The sequence below is a fragment of the Kordiimonas sp. genome (genome assembly GCF_965216265.1).
In the GTDB taxonomy this organism is placed as follows: Bacteria; Pseudomonadota; Alphaproteobacteria; order Sphingomonadales; family Kordiimonadaceae; genus Kordiimonas.
Map to the genome: position 1 here is coordinate 160954 of NZ_OZ244153.1, position 16152 is coordinate 177105.

At 53.0% G+C, this 16152-nt stretch carries 17 protein-coding genes; 6 read left to right on the top strand and 11 right to left on the bottom strand.

Annotated elements, in window-relative coordinates; genetic code table 11:
• Nucleotides 1-31: 31 nt before the first annotated feature.
• The 8 genes from recA to flgB form a co-directional block, all read right to left on the bottom strand.
• Nucleotides 32-1108, bottom strand: a complete 1077-nt coding sequence (gene recA, locus ACOOGA_RS00770) for a recombinase RecA (RefSeq protein WP_417460885.1) — start codon at nucleotides 1106-1108, stop codon at nucleotides 32-34.
• A gap of 143 nt (nucleotides 1109-1251) precedes the next feature.
• Nucleotides 1252-3639 (bottom strand): response regulator, encoded by a 2388-nt coding sequence (locus tag ACOOGA_RS00775; protein WP_417460886.1) that lies wholly within the window; start codon nucleotides 3637-3639, stop codon nucleotides 1252-1254.
• Nucleotides 3640-3704: 65 nt separating this feature from the next.
• Nucleotides 3705-4787 carry a flagellar biosynthesis protein FlhB gene (gene flhB / locus ACOOGA_RS00780; protein ID WP_417460887.1) on the bottom strand — a complete coding sequence of 361 codons (1083 nt, stop codon included), beginning with the start codon at nucleotides 4785-4787 and terminating at the stop codon, nucleotides 3705-3707.
• Between the two features lie 3 nt (nucleotides 4788-4790).
• Entirely contained in the window at nucleotides 4791-5549 is a 759-nt protein-coding gene (fliR, locus tag ACOOGA_RS00785; RefSeq protein ID WP_417460888.1) for a flagellar biosynthetic protein FliR, read from the bottom strand.
• Between the two features lie 5 nt (nucleotides 5550-5554).
• On the bottom strand, nucleotides 5555-5821 hold the full coding sequence (gene fliQ, locus ACOOGA_RS00790) for a flagellar biosynthesis protein FliQ (RefSeq protein WP_417456909.1): 267 nt from the start codon (nucleotides 5819-5821) through the stop codon (nucleotides 5555-5557).
• A gap of 33 nt (nucleotides 5822-5854) precedes the next feature.
• Nucleotides 5855-6178, bottom strand: coding sequence for a flagellar hook-basal body complex protein FliE (locus ACOOGA_RS00795; RefSeq protein ID WP_417460889.1), 324 nt, complete (start codon nucleotides 6176-6178; stop codon nucleotides 5855-5857).
• A gap of 11 nt (nucleotides 6179-6189) precedes the next feature.
• Entirely contained in the window at nucleotides 6190-6597 is a 408-nt protein-coding gene (gene flgC / locus ACOOGA_RS00800) for a flagellar basal body rod protein FlgC (protein WP_417460890.1), read from the bottom strand.
• 41 nt (nucleotides 6598-6638) lie between these two features.
• Nucleotides 6639-7061 (bottom strand): flagellar basal body rod protein FlgB, encoded by a 423-nt coding sequence (flgB, locus tag ACOOGA_RS00805; RefSeq protein WP_417460891.1) that lies wholly within the window; start codon nucleotides 7059-7061, stop codon nucleotides 6639-6641.
• 165 nt (nucleotides 7062-7226) lie between these two features.
• Here flgB and ACOOGA_RS00810 point away from each other — a divergent pair, with 165 nt between their 5' ends.
• The 4 genes from ACOOGA_RS00810 to ACOOGA_RS00825 are packed head-to-tail and all read left to right on the top strand — an operon-like array spanning nucleotide 7227 to nucleotide 9754.
• Complete coding sequence (locus ACOOGA_RS00810) at nucleotides 7227-7592, top strand: EscU/YscU/HrcU family type III secretion system export apparatus switch protein (protein ID WP_417460892.1); 366 nt, start codon at nucleotides 7227-7229, stop codon at nucleotides 7590-7592.
• Nucleotides 7589-7903 carry a FliO/MopB family protein gene (locus tag ACOOGA_RS00815; protein WP_417460893.1) on the top strand — a complete coding sequence of 105 codons (315 nt, stop codon included), beginning with the start codon at nucleotides 7589-7591 and terminating at the stop codon, nucleotides 7901-7903. The genes ACOOGA_RS00810 and ACOOGA_RS00815 overlap by 4 nt, the downstream gene beginning before the upstream one ends.
• Nucleotides 7904-7914: 11 nt before the next feature.
• Nucleotides 7915-8694, top strand: a complete 780-nt coding sequence (gene fliP, locus ACOOGA_RS00820) for a flagellar type III secretion system pore protein FliP (RefSeq protein WP_417461220.1) — start codon at nucleotides 7915-7917, stop codon at nucleotides 8692-8694.
• Between the two features lie 22 nt (nucleotides 8695-8716).
• On the top strand, nucleotides 8717-9754 hold the full coding sequence (locus ACOOGA_RS00825) for a DUF5700 domain-containing putative Zn-dependent protease (RefSeq protein ID WP_417460894.1): 1038 nt from the start codon (nucleotides 8717-8719) through the stop codon (nucleotides 9752-9754).
• A 64-nt stretch (nucleotides 9755-9818) separates the two neighbouring features.
• Here ACOOGA_RS00825 and ACOOGA_RS00830 read toward each other — a convergent pair whose 3' ends face one another.
• Both ACOOGA_RS00830 and ACOOGA_RS00835 read right to left on the bottom strand, forming a co-directional pair.
• Nucleotides 9819-10247, bottom strand: a complete 429-nt coding sequence (locus ACOOGA_RS00830; protein ID WP_417460895.1) for a VOC family protein — start codon at nucleotides 10245-10247, stop codon at nucleotides 9819-9821.
• Nucleotides 10248-10401: 154 nt separating this feature from the next.
• The gene (locus ACOOGA_RS00835; protein WP_417460896.1) at nucleotides 10402-11985 is read right to left on the bottom strand and encodes a peptide chain release factor 3; all 1584 of its coding nucleotides are present in this window, start codon (nucleotides 11983-11985) and stop codon (nucleotides 10402-10404) included.
• Nucleotides 11986-12325: 340 nt separating this feature from the next.
• Here ACOOGA_RS00835 and ACOOGA_RS00840 point away from each other — a divergent pair, with 340 nt between their 5' ends.
• The gene (locus tag ACOOGA_RS00840) at nucleotides 12326-13213 is read left to right on the top strand and encodes an alpha/beta fold hydrolase (RefSeq protein WP_417460897.1); all 888 of its coding nucleotides are present in this window, start codon (nucleotides 12326-12328) and stop codon (nucleotides 13211-13213) included.
• 350 nt (nucleotides 13214-13563) lie between these two features.
• Entirely contained in the window at nucleotides 13564-13863 is a 300-nt protein-coding gene (locus tag ACOOGA_RS00845) for a SemiSWEET family sugar transporter (protein WP_420429305.1), read from the top strand.
• Nucleotides 13864-13917: 54 nt separating this feature from the next.
• Here the strand turns inward: ACOOGA_RS00845 and ACOOGA_RS00850 are convergent, their stop codons facing one another.
• The gene (locus ACOOGA_RS00850) at nucleotides 13918-16134 is read right to left on the bottom strand and encodes an alpha/beta fold hydrolase (protein ID WP_417460899.1); all 2217 of its coding nucleotides are present in this window, start codon (nucleotides 16132-16134) and stop codon (nucleotides 13918-13920) included.
• Nucleotides 16135-16152: the final 18 nt, after the last annotated feature.

A 16152-nucleotide genomic window follows, 5' to 3' on the forward strand; every position in this document is an offset into this window, starting at 1 on the left:
GAATACGATGTCTGATATGGTATCAAGCAGCCTATTTGTCGTCGTCCTCGACCGCTTCGCCCGGAGCAACCAGCATTGCTTCATTCACAAGGCCCGCATTCTGCCGGATAGCCTGCTCGATTTCCCGCGATACATCCGGGTTTTCAAGAAGGAAGCGTTTTGCGTTTTCGCGGCCCTGCCCGATACGTTGGCTTGAATAGCTGTACCAGGAGCCAGACTTCTCAACCACATTAGCCTTAACGCCAAGATCGATGATCTCACCCATCTTGGAGACGCCCTCGCCGTACATGATATCAAACTCGACCTGCTTAAACGGTGGTGCAAGTTTGTTCTTGACCACCTTCACGCGGGTTGCGTTGCCAACGATCTCGTCCTTGTCCTTGATCGCACCAACGCGGCGAATATCAAGGCGAACAGAGGCATAAAACTTCAGCGCGTTACCGCCCGTTGTTGTCTCGGGGCTACCGTACATCACACCAATCTTCATCCTGATCTGGTTGATGAAGATCACGATGGTATTGGAGCGGGAGATTGACGCTGTCAGCTTCCGAAGCGCTTGGCTCATCAGGCGAGCCTGCAAGCCTACGTGGCTATCGCCCATTTCGCCTTCAAGCTCTGCACGCGGTGTAAGCGCCGCAACCGAATCCACTACAAGAATGTCAACTGCACCAGAGCGCACGAGCGTGTCTGTGATCTCGAGCGCCTGCTCACCCGTATCGGGCTGGCTGATCAGAAGCTCATTAACGTCAACACCAAGCTTACGAGCATAAACGGGGTCAAGGGCGTGCTCCGCATCCACAAATGCAGCAACACCACCTTTTTTCTGTGCCTCAGCAACAGCATGTAACGCCAGCGTGGTTTTACCGGAGCTTTCCGGGCCGTATATCTCAATGATACGCCCCTTTGGCAGCCCGCCAATCCCAAGGGCGATATCAAGATTTAGCGAGCCCGTGGAGATCGTCTCGATTTCAATTCCGCTCTCGCGCTGGCCGAGCTTCATGACCGAGCCTTTACCGAAGGCCCTGTCGATTTGGCTCAGAGCCGCTTCGAGTGCTTTAGTCTTATCCATGGATGTTCCCTTTACCAACTGAAGTTCCGGCATTGACATGATTGGGTCCCTCTTATTCCACAGGCTGATATCCCTTGCAATGCTCGTTTTGTACTCTATTTGTTCCAATTAGGCAAATAGAAATTCACCTTTTGTTCTCATTCAGCAATGATTGGCGGAAAACAGCGGTATTCAGGCCCGTTCTAACGCAGGATAATTTTCACCTGTTCCGCAAGGTCCTTGAGAGAAAACGGTTTTGGCAGGAAGGAGAACTCTTCATTCGCGAGGTTTTCGCGGAACATGTCTTCCGCATAGCCGGAAACAAAAATCACTGGCAGGTCGGGGAGTTTTTTCCGTGCTTCTTTCACCAGCGTCGGCCCATCCATATTGGGCATGATGACGTCTGAGATCAGCAGATCGATCTTGTCTTCGCCTTCCAGCAGTATTTCAAGCCCTGCCTCACCCGAGGCTGCCTCCAGCACCCGGTATCCCTTATTTGAAAGTGCCCGGCTCGCGAACATGCGCACGGGGTCTTCATCTTCCACAATCAAGATGGTGCCCTTGCCGGTGAGGTCTTTCGCTGACGCTTCCAGTTTCTTGTTCACCCCTGCATCTTCCGCAGCACCCGAATGGGCTTTAAAGAACAGCCTGAAATTGGTGCCAACCCGTTCTTCCGATTCTACAAACACAAAACCGCCGGTTTGCTTGACGATCCCGTAAACAGTCGCGAGCCCAAGGCCTGTGCCCTGCCCCACTTCCTTGGTGGTAAAAAACGGTTCAAATATCTTGGTGAGATTGTCTTTCGGAATACCGCACCCGCTGTCGATCACCTCCACGAGCACATAATCGTCCGGCACAATCACATCATACTCTTCAACAAGCTTATGGTCTGGCCCTATCATGCTGGTTTTTATCTCAAGCTTACCGCCGCCCGGCATGGCGTCCCGCGCATTCACAGCCAGGTTGATGATCACCTGCTCGAGCTGGCCCTGATCAACCTTGATCGGCTGCAAGTCACGGCCGTGCACCACCTTGAGCTCAATATTTTCGCCAATAAGGCGCCGGATTAGGTTGGAAAGCTCCGCCAGCACATCTGTCATCATCAAAACCTTGGGCCTAAGCGTCTGCTGGCGCGAGAACGCGAGCAACTGGCGTACAAGGTTGGCCGCCCGGTTAGCATTCTGCTTGATCTGGATGATGTCTGAGAAAGATTGGTCACCGGCGTCGTGGCGCACGAGCAATAGATCACAGAAGCCAATGATGGCCGTCAGCAAGTTATTGAAATCATGCGCAACACCGCCAGCCAATTGGCCAACAGCCTGCATCTTCTGCGCCTGTACGAACTGGCGTTCCAGACTTTTTTCCTGGGTGGTATCAATAAGGTATAGAATCACGAAGGTCTCGTCATCCTTCGAGACGGGTGAGGAAAAGACCTGACCAACACGTTCCGGCTGCGCACTATAGACCACATCAAGCGGCATGGACGATGGCTTGCCACTGTGCGCGTTTTCAATAAGCTTCTTCAGTTCATCACGATCGTCAAGCTTCACCAGATCAAACACGCTTTTACCCGCCGCGATGCCCTTACCGGCCGCATGCAGCTTGAGCGGCCTATTGAATTCGAGTATCGCACCATGTCCATCCACAACAGCAACGGCGATTGGTGCCGCATCGAAGATCGGGTCGACCAATATTTCGCGGCCGTCTGTGATGCGTCCACGAATATGGTCCAGCTTGCGCATGAAACGGTAACGTCCAATCTGGCGGTCACCTTCCCGTGTTTTGAGCGGTACATCGATAACATCAACATCAATGCGCTGTGTTCCCCCCACCAGCAGTTGGCTTTCGCCAGCCTTGATCTGGATTTTGACCGGAAACTGCTCATCGGGCAGCTCCAGCCACTCGCGCAGAATACTGTTGATATACTGGATTTTCCCGTCTGCACTTTCGAGCAGAACACCGCAACCAAGCCTGTCAAACAGTGGCGCTCCCCATTCGCCAATTTGCGTGCGTTCATGGTCCAGGCGTTGCTGGTCACCATCACAGGCAATATGCCACATGATATGCCGCCTGATGCGCTTGCCGGTCACCCGCAGGTGGGATTTGTCCTGCTGCCAGGCATCGAACTCTGCTTCACCATCCCCGTCTCGCGCGACGGCGGACACGAGTGCACACAAGGCTTCATACCCCTCATGCCCCCGAAATAGGTCCTGTACCGTGCGCAGGTTACCGAACGCGAGACGCTCAAAGGCTGTATTTGTCGCCACGGTTTCACCGCGCAGGTCAGTGATGATCACGGCGCGGCGCTCAAGCGTCACCAGCGCGTTTACGAGGTCACGGTCAATAACACTGGCATCATGAAGGGGATGGTCGATGGAACCCAGTGCCCGAAGGAGCGTGAGAGCCGTTGCAATCAGGAGCGCGCCCGCAACAGCTAGTGCAACTGCGCTTCCCCATGTCACCCAGGCCAGACCAGCGATACCTGCCGTGCCAATAACCCCGGCCAAAGCAACGGTAAGCAGCTTGATGCCTGATTTGGCTTCGCTATCAATCAGCGCGTCCTGAACGGGCTGTGGCAAGCGACTTTCCATATAATCCCCGTCTCCGAATGGTTTGGGTGAGCTTAGGCCCTAGCAGCAACGCATGACAAGACCCGTTATCGCTTCTGCCTTGAAAAGCCAGCATTTTTCAGTTTCATGATGTAACTGATAACACCCGCGACCGCTTTATAATGTTCCGGCGGAATTTCTTCATCGATCTCGACGCCCGCATGCAGGGCCCGCGCGAGCGGCGGGTTCTCAATGATAGGAACACCGTGTTCTTCTGCCAATTCCCGGATACGCAGTGCGACTGTGTCCATACCCTTTGCCACCAGCTTTGGTACATCCATTGAGCCATGCTTGTATTCAAGCGCAACGGCATAGTGGGTCGGGTTGGTAACAACCACATCAGCTGTAGGAATAGCAGCCATCATGCGCTGCATCGCACGCTCACGACGGATCGCCCTCAGCCTACCCTTAACCTGCGGGTCACCATCTGACTGCTTGTGCTCGTCCTTGACCTCTTGTTTAGTCATGCGTAAGCGCTTGATATACTGATATTTTTGGTAGGAATAGTCGATCGCTGCCACGATGGTCAGAAACACCAACACACCGATCAACAACCTCACCGCCATGGTGTAGACCACATCCAACATGTCTATGACAGACAGGTACATCACAGTGTCTATCAATTCTCGCTCAGGCAGGGTTACCATCAGCACAACGGACGATACCGCTATAAGCTTGAGGGACGTCTTGATAAATTCAATGAAGATGCGCGTGGAGAAAATCTTCTTGGCGCCCTTGAGCGGCGAAAGCTTGCTGAGGTCCGGCTTGAATTTCTCGAAAGTGAACGTCATGCCGTGCTGGATATAGCTGGCCGAAAGCGCCGTAACGATAAAAATTGCAAACGGTATGGAGATAATCATGAACACTTCGAAAATGAGTGCCGAGATACTCTCCATTGCGCCAACCTGCTCTGTATCGAGCAGATGCACAGAGGACATGAAGGCCTGAAGCCGCCGAGTGATACTGCTGGCGATAAAGGGAGACAGGCCAACCACCACAGCAGTAGCAGCGGCCAGCATAAACCAGGTTTTAAGCTCCTGACTTGAAGCAACCTCACCCTTTTCCTTCGCGTCGCGAAGCTTTTTCGCGGTCGGTTCTTCGGTTTTCTGGCTTTCGTCTTCGTCGGCCATTCTCTATCCCAAAAACCCGACCAACAGGTCACTGAATTGATCAAGGAACAATTGCATCATGCCCCCAAGCAGCAACATCATGATGGCAAAGCCCATAAAGATGTTCATCGGCATACCGATAAAGAACACCTGAAAACCTTGCACCATGCGAGATACGAGGCCGAGGGCTAGGTTGAACAGCATAGCATAAACAATGAAAGGCGACGCCATATGAAAGCCCAGCAGGAAGCTATCCGACACCATACCCACGATAAGCGTTGCATAGTCAACGTAGGGTAACGCCTCACCAATCGGGAACTTCTGATAGCTGTGCGCCATACCAAGAATCATCAGGTGATGCAGGTCCATCACCACGATCAGTGTTATGGCCACATAGGTCATGAAGGCAGCAACCAGTGCACTTTGGGAGCCTTGCGCCGGGTCAAACGACTGTGCTGCACCAAGCCCTGTTTGAAACGCAATTACTGTACCGGCCACATGGGTTGCGGACATGAGTATCCGGGTCGCCAGGCCCATGATAACACCCACCAGCAGCTCTTTGACCATAAGAGCCAAAAGCCCAAACACACTTTGCGGGATAGGAGGAATAAGCTCACGCACATTGTTATATACAATCAATGCAAAGATAAATCCGAAGGTTACCCTGAACCGCCGCGGGATCGAGGTATCGCCAAGCACAGGCATGACCATGACAATGGCCGCCATCCGCACAGTAACGAGCAGAAATCCAAAAGCCTCCATCGGTAAAACTTCGGCGAGCACGAATTTTACCCGCCAGAAATGATGCGTTCAGAGATCCGGAGCATGAAAGCAGAGAGGTTGCGCCCCATATAGGGCATCACGGCCAACAGTGCCGCGAATACCGCGATAATTTTGGGTACAAAGGTCAGGGTCATTTCCTGAAGCTGGGTGAGTGTTTGGAAAAACGCGATAGACAGGCCCACAACTAGCCCAACCCCCAGAATGGGGCCTGCTGTTAGCAAAAGCGTTTGCAGGGCGTCTCGCGCCACTTCAAGTACATCTGGACCAGTCATTCATCCCCCCAAGGGCCGTGCTGAGCGCACAGACTAGATCGGCATTTTCAGGATATCATTATAGGCTGAGATCACTTTGTCACGCACGCTGACAACCGTGTCCACCACCATTTCAGCGTTGGAAACAGCGGTGACAACATCAACCATATCTGCCTGATCAACGAGCGATTTGGCGCTGATAGTCTCAGCAGTTTCCGTTGCTTTTTGTACGTTCCCCACGGCTTGGTCAACAAGCGCACCAAAAGCGGAGTTTGATTGCAAGCCATCGACCCCGTCGCGTGCGCCAAGACCGCCTGGTTGCATCTGCTTGGTGGCCTGGCTATAGGCGTTGACAGCATCAAGTTGTTTAATGTTCATCGTCTATACTCCTAACGCAGCAGATCAAGCGTCATGGTTGCCATGCGGCGGGTCGCCTCAAGTGCATTGAGGTTGGATTGATAGGTCCGCTGAGCCTGGCGCATGTCCATCATCTCAATCAAACCGTTTACGTTCGAGGTCTTGATATAACCTGCGGCATCTGCCGCCGGGTTGCCCGGATCATATTTTTTACCAAACTCTTTCTGGTCGTAAGCGACCTCACCCGGTTTCACGAGTGTTACGCCTGACGCGTTATCAAGTTCGGTCTGAAAGGTCACGATTTTACGGCGATATGGGTCCGCGCCCGGTTCCATCGCGATGGAGTCCTGGTTCGCGATGTTCTCAGAAATGACCCGCATACGAACAGATTGCGCCCGCAATCCCGCGGCAGAGGCCATCATTGCTTTCTGAATATCCATCAAGTTACCCTTATATCAAGCTAACCTGGTGCAGGCGATTTCTATTGCCCGCCACCCTTGCCGAGAGCTTTCTTCAAAAGCCCGAGATTCTTTTTATAGAGGTTGACGACCATGCCGTATTTCATCTGGTTATCAGCCAGAGACAGCATCTCTTCCTCAAGCACGACCGAGTTGCCATTTGGCGATTCTTCCCGGCCCCTTGCTTCCATAACCCGCGACTGACCCACTGAACCACCAGATACATCCAGATGCCGCGCATTTTTCGCCCGCATCTGCACGCCCGACGCACCGCCGGACGAAAGCTCGTCAACAAGGCCGGAAAAACTCTGTTTCTCCATCTCCTTAGCGCGGTAACCAGGGGTATCTGCCTGAGATATATTCTCGGTGATTACGGCCTGATTGTCATTCAACCAGTTGAGGCGCTCCTTGAGCGCTGCCATAATCGGGATGTTGGTCAGATCCATCGTTTCTCCATTCCTGCCCACAGCGTTTGACTATCTGGGCCGAAGCTAAATTCAGCATAACATGACACGAATCCAGTTAACAAGTTGCAAACATGATAAGTTTTCTTCAGCCCCACCCCGTCGCTCTCTCTTGCTTTTTAAGCGCAACTGTCGCTGAATAGTGGCATGAGCAATCAGGATGCAGACAAGGTTCCCGATACCAAAGCTGTTGCCATCAAGCGCGATAGCGCTGATAGCGCCCCCAATATCGCGGCCAAAGGCCAAGGCTTTCTGGCGGAAAAGATATTGGATATCGCTTTTGCCGAGGGTGTTAAGGTCCGGCAGGATAAAGACCTTGTTGAGCTTCTTGACGCCTTTGATATTGACTGCCCGGTACCGCTTGAGGCACTTCATGCCGTATCGCTTATTCTGGAACGCGTGTACGCTGAAAACCGCAAAATGGAGGGGGCAGCCTCTTCCGCATCAGCGGGCACGGCCGTTTCAGTTGACCTGCCAGTTGCAGAGCGCATACCGCCACAAGAAGGTGAATGATGGAATATTTGGGGGTTTTTTCAGTTCTTTTCCTGATGCTTGGCGCGCTGGGCCTGATGGCCTGGATGGTGCGACGCTTTGGGCTGCTGCCCGGCACCGTGAAACACACTCCCGGCAATAAGGAACTTGAAATTGTCGCAAGCAAGGTGCTTGACGCCCGCAACCGGCTGGTTGTTGTGCGCTGGCGCGGTCGCGACATCCTGTTGGCAGCTGGCCAGAACGGCGTGCGCACCATTGGCGAGGACAAGCCGGATTTTGCAGGCATGGTAGAGCTTGAAAAAGGCTCGGAGAATGAAGGAACTCAGGCGTGACTAGCTGGAAAATGCATAAAAAGCTGATCACCCGCACCCTCTTGTTTGTAGCCCCGCTTTGCCTTGCACTTGTGGCCCTGAGCGCCGCACCTGCACTCGCGCAATCAGTGAATATCGACCTCGGCCAGTCAGGCTCCCTCAGCGGGCGGGTGGTACAGCTTATCCTCCTGATGACTGTGCTGAGCCTTGCCCCCAGCATATTGGTGATGATGACCAGCTTTACCCGTATGGTGATCGTCTTCTCCCTGCTCAGAAGTGCTATGGGGACGCAGCAGTCACCACCAAACGTGGTGATCGTCTCGCTTGCCCTGTTTCTCACCGGCTATGTCATGGCACCCACCTTCACGGCCGTCTGGGATCAGGGTATTCAACCGCTGATCAACGAAGAAATCGACGAGATCGAGGCCTATCATCGAGCTTCTGTGCCGATGCGCAACTTCATGCTCTCGCAGGTCCGTGAAAAAGACCTCGAGCTTTTCATGACCCTCGCGAACGACCCCATTGAGCAAACGCCAGAAACCGTACCACTCACGACCCTCGTGCCTGCCTTCATGATCTCCGAGATCAGGCGCGCGTTCGAGATCGGTTTCCTCTTGTACGTGCCTTTTGTGGTGATCGATATGGTTGTCGCGTCCATCCTTATGTCGATGGGTATGATGATGCTGCCACCGGTGATGATCGCCATGCCGTTCAAGTTGATCTTTTTCGTGCTGGTTGACGGCTGGAACCTTGTTGCGGGCTCACTGGTGCAAAGCTTTGGGCAGCAACCGCCCCCAGGGGTTGGGGGATAAAACCAAACCGACGGAGACGTTGATGCGCAAACTGACCATACTTGGTTTTACACTGGTTGGCTTATCGCTACCGGTTGCAGCGCGTACTGAGGTATCCGTCGATGCTTCCAACGCACAGGCTATTCTTGCTGAGATTTGTTCCGGAACTGAAATTTCCGAACAACAGATAAAAAACGATACTCATATCCAGACCATGCTTCGGCATTTCAGCCAGTTCCGAAGCTACTTCACCATGGAAAACTATATTGCTGAACGCCGCAGCGCGGCGCTGTGCGAGAAGTCTCAGCAGAATTATTTCCGTTTCAATCAACTTGTTGAAGAAAAGGACAAAATCGCGAGTTTCCTCAACGATGTTATGACGCAACGCTCGCCGTCCTCCGAGGTAACCGCCATGATCTCGCCATACGCACCGGCCAACCTTTCCTATGAAGGCACGGCAATGCTTATGGTCGGAACACCGTCCTGTGGTGGCTGGTCTGCTGGCTCAACATTCTATGTCGATCTGCCATGCATTTCTGACGACCCCAAAGGCCTACTTTATCTCATTGCTCACGAAAGCTACCACGGTGTGCAAGCCACGTTCATGCAACAAACATTCACACCCAACACACCGGCCGAACTTCTAAATAACGTCTTGCGAGAAGGATCAGCCCTTCACATCGCCAGCTTCAGCAAAATTGAAGGTGGCGGGCGCTATACGGAACTGAGCCGTGAGCAGGAAGCAGACAATACGCGCAGACTTGAGCAAAACTTTGAGCTGCTCGATATGGCTGTCTCATACCTCCAACGGCATCCCGGCGAGCAGGCCTACGGTGCCGCCAACAACATCGGACTTTCAGGCAGCTATGGCGCGCCATTTTACAGCGTGGGCGCAAAGATAATTGAAACCGTCAGCACATCAGACAGCCAAGCTGCAGTCGTATGCTATCTGGAGAAAAATCCGCTCGCCTTATATGTCAGATATCAGGAAGTTGCTGAATATTCGGATCAGGTGCCACCACTGGGCCGCGCTCTGCAAAACTATCTTGCTTCTGTGCCACAACAACCTGAGTGTCGCTGAAAGTTCTGCTGGAAATTATTAAAATTAGCCAAAGGTAATGATTTAATTAGCTATACTAACTAAATCATTTAACGTCTTCGGGAGCATCGGAAAGGCTTGGCGGTTCGCCAATCTGCTCCCAAAGCTCGATCTTTGTGCCCTCAGGATCGACGATCCAGGCAAACTTGCCGTATTCAAATTCTTCTATCTCACCGATCTGCTCCACGCCTGCGCGTTTTAACCTGTCTACCAAGGCTTCAATGCCACGCACACGCAGGTTGATCATATATTCCTTGCCGGACGGGCGAAAATAGTCGGTCTCGCGTTTGAAAGGCCCCCAGACAAAATAGCCCAGTTTTTCAGGGTCCGCGTCTTCACGAAAAACGAAGCTCGCACCAATACCGTCAAACGGAAAGCCAAGCTTCTTGCGGTACCAGTCCACCAGCCCTTCCCGGTCACGGCACTTGAAGAAAATACCACCGACCCCCGTGATAACGCCTTCTTTCTCTGACATATACCCTTCTCCCAACCGCTTCCGTCTGATCAATAAGTTCATGCATATCACACCGGGCGCGCCCTGCCCATGATGGGGACAAGCAAAAACGAAGCCCCGACAGACTATGCTGACGGGGCTGAATACTGGCTGAAACAGTCGACAATGTGACGGCCTAGAACACTTCTTCCTTGGTTTTAAGGAACCGAAGGGATGGGTAATCATCCTTCGCTTTATCAAGGTGCCAATTGTTCCGCGCAAGGTAAACCGGCGCGCCCGCGTGGTCCACGGCCATGGAAGCACGGTTGTGCTCACCAAACTTCTTGAGCTCCCGCGCTTCACCCTCAACCCATTCTGCCGTCATCAGGCTGGTGGGCTCAAACTTGCACGGTATCTGATACTCAGTCCGAATACGGTCAGCCAGCACGTCAAACTGCAACGGGCCAACAACGCCAACAACCCAGTCACTACCCAGGTTCGGCTTGAATACACGTGCCGCCCCCTCTTCCGCTAGCTGCTCCAGCGCGCGGCCAAGGTGTTTGGCTTTCATCGGGTCTTCCGCCCGCACTTTCTGCAAGATCTCTGGCGCAAACGACGGCACACCGGTAAAGCGCACGATTTCACCTTCAGTAAGCGTATCGCCGATGCGCAGGTTACCGTGGTTGGGGATACCAATGATATCGCCGGCATAGGCTTCCTCGGCCACTTCCCGGTCCTGCGCGAGGAAAAGCTGTGCATTATGGATGGCGAGAGTTTTACCGCTTCTCACATGCTTGAGCTTGATCCCTTTTTTGAACTTGCCCGAAACAATGCGCACAAAAGCGATACGGTCCCGGTGTTTCGGGTCCATATTCGCCTGAATTTTGAACACAAAGGCTGAAAATTTGTTCTCTTCCGGCTCAACAACCCGCTCAAGCGATTTGCCTGCCCGCGGGCTGGGCGCAAAATCACCCACGCCCTTCAGAAGCTCCTGCACACCAAAATTGTTGATGGCAGACCCAAAAAACACAGGGGTTAGCGTACCTTCAAGATAAGCTTCCCGGTCAAACGCCGGGCAAAGCTCGCGCACCATCTCAACGTCAGACCGCAGCTTCTCAACCGCGTAATCAGGCAAAAGCTCGTCCAGTTTCGGGTCATCCAGCCCTTCACATTTGATGCCTTCCGCCAGCAGGTCGCCCTTGCCGCGATCAAACAGGATCAACTGATCATGAATAAGGTCATAACAGCCCCGGAACTCACGACCCATGCCAATCGGCCAGCTGGCGGGGGAGACATCAAGCGCCAGAGTTTGCTCAACCTCATCCAGTAGCTCAAACGGGTCTTTCGCCTCCCGGTCCAGCTTGTTGATGAAGGTGGTGATCGGCATATCGCGGAGCCGACAAACTTCAAAAAGCTTGCGGGTTTGCGCCTCGATACCTTTGGCGCTGTCCAGCACCATCACCGCGCTATCAACGGCGGAAAGCGTGCGATACGTATCTTCAGAGAAGTCTTCGTGGCCCGGCGTATCAAGAAGGTTGAACGTGCAGCCTTCATAGTCAAACGTCATAACAGATGATGCGACAGAGATACCGCGTTCCTGCTCAACCTTCATCCAGTCAGACCGGGCACGGCGGCGCTCACCGCGTGCCTTTACCTCACCCGCAGCCTGAATGGCACCGCCGAACAGAAGCAGTTTCTCCGTCAATGTGGTTTTACCGGCATCCGGGTGCGAAATAATCGCAAAGGTACGGCGCCGCTTGATGTGGCCGCTAAGTGTCATGCGTATCGTCCGATCCTGCGGCCATAAAGGGCCGCTATTGAAACTTGGCCGCACCCTAGCGTTTTTTTGCCTGAAATAAAGCTGATTTTATGGGAGGGCCTGAGATATTTATTTAGAATTTTAGTAAAATTTTAATAAAGTTCGTTACATATATGCAACGCCGCTGAAACAAATAGGCCATACGGGCAACTCCCGCTAAGCTTATCTTGCAACCTTAAATACTTTCATGTACGCAGCGGTCCATTAACTATGTGAGTGGCAGGCACCGCTCACAGGCGCAGAATTCTGCGATTTATCATCAGGCAACTTGTATTAACTCTGTTAACCATGAGGCTGCCCCATGTCTAATATCCGTGCCCTGTCATTCGACACTTGCTTTCACAGTTTCTCCTTTGAAGGCTTCCCTATCCACCTCAAAGAATACTCCCGTGGGAAAACCGATATCCCGCTTGTGTTCATTGGTGGCGCGTTTCAGAACATCAACCAGGTTGAAAAGCTGAGCACCGCGCTCGCCAAAGAAAGCTGGGTTATTACCATTGATACACCCGGCAATGGCGACACCGGCGTGTTGCCGCACACCTATTCATTCGAGTTTATCTGCAAGGCTATCCACCATGGCCTCAAGCAGCTTGGTGTTGACGTGATCAACCTGCTCGGCTGCTCTTACGGCAGCATAATTGCCATGCGTTATGCTCAAACCTACCTTGGCGTTGAAAATCTTGTTCTCGCGTCGGCGATGGAAAAATTGCCAGATGCGCTTGTTTATGAATTCAACCTGCTTCTCTTCCTACTGGAATGGAACCGGATGGAAGAGTTTGCAGATGGTTTCACCAACCTGATGACCAACCCAGACCTGCGTGAAAACAATAAGCTTTGCCGCATCACTGCAGACAAGCTCAAAAACGCGCTCCTGCACTCATCCACCGGCATCAAGGAACAGTTCAAGCACAACACGCTGCGCATCCTCAGGGACGGCAAGACCGACCTAAGCCTGATGCCCGACGTGAAAGCCACTGTTTTCACTGGTGCACATGATAATTTTGTGCCGGTTGAAGCTAACCAGCGTATCGCTGACAGCTTCAAGAACGGCCAGTTCATTGCCGTGCCGGACGCTGACCATATGATCCATGTGGAAAAATTCCGCACCATGATTGATATCGTGCTGGGTGCCATTGGTGTTGGTGCAGTCGCGGATACCGGGCAGAAAGACATGAAAACAGCGGCCTAAGCTGCGCGGGTGAAGTAACCACCCGCCCTAAATGACAGAAAGCCGGGAAGACAGTGCCAGCCGTCTTCCCGGCTTTCGCCGTTTAATACGCCTGCCCTCGTTCGGGTTTGAGGGGAAAGGGGAGGGAAAACAACCCAAACGCCAGCAGTCGTAAGTCGCTTTTCAGCGGTATGGTTGCGCTGTTTAAGGCGGCACCTGGGGGCTGTCAAGCTTTAATGGACTATATAGTCTAGAAAAAGAAACCAACAAGAGCTATGGCAGAAAAATATGTTGCACCTGCCCTTCAAATAACGCGCTTGACAGTTTTCATGCAATCGAGTGCAATCAAGGTATGAAGCGCATTTCAGCAGATGCGCCAGCTTATTACCCACAACCATATCTTCAGGAGTTTCGCGGTGACCTTCATCACCCTCTTGGGCCTTTTGGCCGGTAGTCTGACCACAATCGCGTTTGTGCCGCAGGTCGTCCGCGCCTGGAAAACCAAATCCACCAAAGACGTATCGCTCAGCATGTTTGCTATTCTATGCGCGGGCATTTTCATGTGGATTGTTTACGGTATCGCCATTGGCGACGTGCCGGTGATTATAGCCAACGTGGTCACGCTGTGCCTCGCCAGCTCGGTCATCGTTGCCAAACTTCGTTTTGGCTAAACTCACCGCAAAAATGAAAAGGGCCAGAATATCCGGCCCTTTCATCACTTCGCACTATTTAAGCGTTCGCTCAAAGAAACTGAAAGCAGCCTCATAAAGATGAGCCTGCACCTGCCCCCGGATGCCATGCTTCTTGCCGGGATAGGTCATCAGTTCAAACGGCTTGTTCTTATCCTGCAGCGTCGCCATCAGCTTCACGGAATTATCAAAAAACACATTGTCATCTGCCATGCCGTGGATAAGCAGCAGCTTGCCGCTGAAATTATCCACATACGGGAACACGCTGGAGCGGTTATATACATCGCCCGGTGCATCAGGATGCCCGAGATACCGCTCCGTATAGCCCGTGTCATACAGCCGCCAATCGGTCACCGGCGCCACAGAAACACCCGCTTTGAACACGTCAGGCTCCTTGAAAAGCGCCATTAGTGTCATGTAACCGCCGTATGACCAGCCCCACATGCCAACATTGTCGCCATCAATATAATCAAGCGTTTTCAGGTAGTTGACGCCCGTGACCTGATCGTCAATTTCCACCGACCCCATGGCATTTTTGATGTGGCTTTCAAATTTCAGGCCCCGGTTCCACATGCCACGGTTATCCAGCACCATCACCACATAGCCGTTGCGGGCCAGATATTCGTTGAAGTCCACCTTCCACTCGCGCTTGGCACGCTGGCCATGGGGGCCACCATAAGGCGCCATGATTGCGGGGTATTTTTTCCCGTCCTCCAGCACAGCGGGGCGATAAAGCCGGTAATAAAGTGCAGAGCCGTCCGCCGCTTCAATGGTGCCAAACTCCTGTTTGACAGACCCGTCGTTATACGGCGCAAACACATGGCTATCATCAAGCTTGTTTTCCAGCACCGTGGAGATAAGCGAGCCGTCCGCCAGCGACCGGATCATGATTTGCGGGGGCTGGGTTGGGCTTGAAAATTTATCCACATAAATGCCGTCACCCACATTCACCTTATGCCAGCCGGCCTCCTGGCTGATTTTGGTGATCTCGCCACCGTCAAGCGACACTTTATAAAGATGCTGCTCGATCGGGCTGTCTTTATGGCCAGTGAAATAAACCGTACGGTTTTCCTCATCAACTCCTTCAATCTGGTACATCACCCACTCACCAGAGGTGAGCGCGCGCAGCTGTTTGCCAGACCGGTCAAACAGATAGAGGTGACGATAGCCTGTGCGCTCATGCGCCCACAAGAATGTGCCGTCCGACAGGAAGTTCAGATTGTTGTGCAGGTTGATCCACACATCAGAGGTTTCACTGAGTTTGGTTTCAGCCTCGCCGCTCATGTCTGCGAAAATCATATCCAGCCGGGTTTGCGCGCGGTTCAGGCGCTGATACACCACATGCTCGCTGTCCGCTGTCCAGTCAACACGGCCGAGGTAGATGTCTTTTTCATCACCAAGCGGCATCCAGTTACTTGTGCCGCTTTCAAGGTCAACAACACCGAGTTTCACGGTCACATTGGTGCTGCCCGCTTCCGGATAGCGCTGTTTGAGCGTTACCACGCCGCCATCCGGCTGTACTTCATAGCGGTCTTTGACAATCACATCCGTCTCATCAAACTGCTCATAGGCGATTTTGGTCTCATCCGGCGACCACCAGTAACCGGTGTAGCGCCCAAGTTCCTCCTGCGCGATAAATTCGGCCATACCGTTCGCGACTGTGTCTGACGAGCCTGTGGTCAGCTTTTTCTCAAGCCCCGTAGCGATATCAACGGTGTAAAGCTCGCGGTCCCTGATGAAAGATACATAAGTACCTTTGGGGCTGAACTTGATATCGGTCTCATAAGCCGCTGTCTCGGTCAGGCGTTTCACCTCACCGCCAAGCGGCAGCACATAAACGTCACCGCCCAGCGGGAACAAAAGGGTCGTGCTGTCGTTTGACCAGAAATAGCTCACGATGCCAGACTTGCCGGTAAGGCTGCGGTTGCGCTCGCGCCGCGCTTTTTCCTCTTCGCTTAGCACCTCTTTGCTATCGCCAAGCAAGTCGTCCGAATCGACCAGCAGCCGCGCTTCACCCGTGGTGGTATCAAATTCCCACAGGTCGAGCTGCGCCTGGTTTTCTTCCTTGCCGCGCAGGAAAGTGACCCGCTTGCCGTTCGGTGAAAGCTCAAGCTCCTGCACCGAAGGCCCGCTCAGGCTTGGGCTGCCCACCAGCCGCTCAATTGTGAGCTCATCTGCACTAACGTGTGTGGAGAATGCCAGTGTTGCCGTTACAGCCAGAGCCGCCGCTGTGCCTAATTTATTATATTTCATGTCCCTGCCCTATATCGT

Bases quoted from the DNA above. Each gene is read 5' to 3' on its own strand.
- ACOOGA_RS00810 (WP_417460892.1), top strand. From the start codon at position 7,227: ATGAGCAATCAGGATGCAGACAAGGTTCCCGATACCAAAGCTGTTGCC.
- ACOOGA_RS00795 (WP_417460889.1), bottom strand. From the start codon at position 6,178: ATGAACATTAAACAACTTGATGCTGTCAACGCCTATAGCCAGGCCACC.
- ACOOGA_RS00830 (WP_417460895.1), bottom strand. From the start codon at position 10,247: ATGTCAGAGAAAGAAGGCGTTATCACGGGGGTCGGTGGTATTTTCTTC.
- fliQ (WP_417456909.1), bottom strand. From the start codon at position 5,821: ATGACTGGTCCAGATGTACTTGAAGTGGCGCGAGACGCCCTGCAAACG.
- recA (WP_417460885.1), bottom strand. From the start codon at position 1,108: ATGTCAATGCCGGAACTTCAGTTGGTAAAGGGAACATCCATGGATAAG.
- ACOOGA_RS00845 (WP_420429305.1), top strand. From the start codon at position 13,564: ATGCGCCAGCTTATTACCCACAACCATATCTTCAGGAGTTTCGCGGTG.
- flhB (WP_417460887.1), bottom strand. From the start codon at position 4,787: ATGGCCGACGAAGACGAAAGCCAGAAAACCGAAGAACCGACCGCGAAA.
- ACOOGA_RS00825 (WP_417460894.1), top strand. From the start codon at position 8,717: ATGCGCAAACTGACCATACTTGGTTTTACACTGGTTGGCTTATCGCTA.
- ACOOGA_RS00835 (WP_417460896.1), bottom strand. From the start codon at position 11,985: ATGACACTTAGCGGCCACATCAAGCGGCGCCGTACCTTTGCGATTATT.
- flgC (WP_417460890.1), bottom strand. From the start codon at position 6,597: ATGGATATTCAGAAAGCAATGATGGCCTCTGCCGCGGGATTGCGGGCG.
- fliP (WP_417461220.1), top strand. From the start codon at position 7,915: ATGCATAAAAAGCTGATCACCCGCACCCTCTTGTTTGTAGCCCCGCTT.
- ACOOGA_RS00850 (WP_417460899.1), bottom strand. From the start codon at position 16,134: ATGAAATATAATAAATTAGGCACAGCGGCGGCTCTGGCTGTAACGGCA.
- ACOOGA_RS00815 (WP_417460893.1), top strand. From the start codon at position 7,589: ATGATGGAATATTTGGGGGTTTTTTCAGTTCTTTTCCTGATGCTTGGC.
- ACOOGA_RS00775 (WP_417460886.1), bottom strand. From the start codon at position 3,639: ATGGAAAGTCGCTTGCCACAGCCCGTTCAGGACGCGCTGATTGATAGC.
- flgB (WP_417460891.1), bottom strand. From the start codon at position 7,061: ATGGATCTGACCAACATCCCGATTATGGCAGCGCTCAAGGAGCGCCTC.
- ACOOGA_RS00840 (WP_417460897.1), top strand. From the start codon at position 12,326: ATGTCTAATATCCGTGCCCTGTCATTCGACACTTGCTTTCACAGTTTC.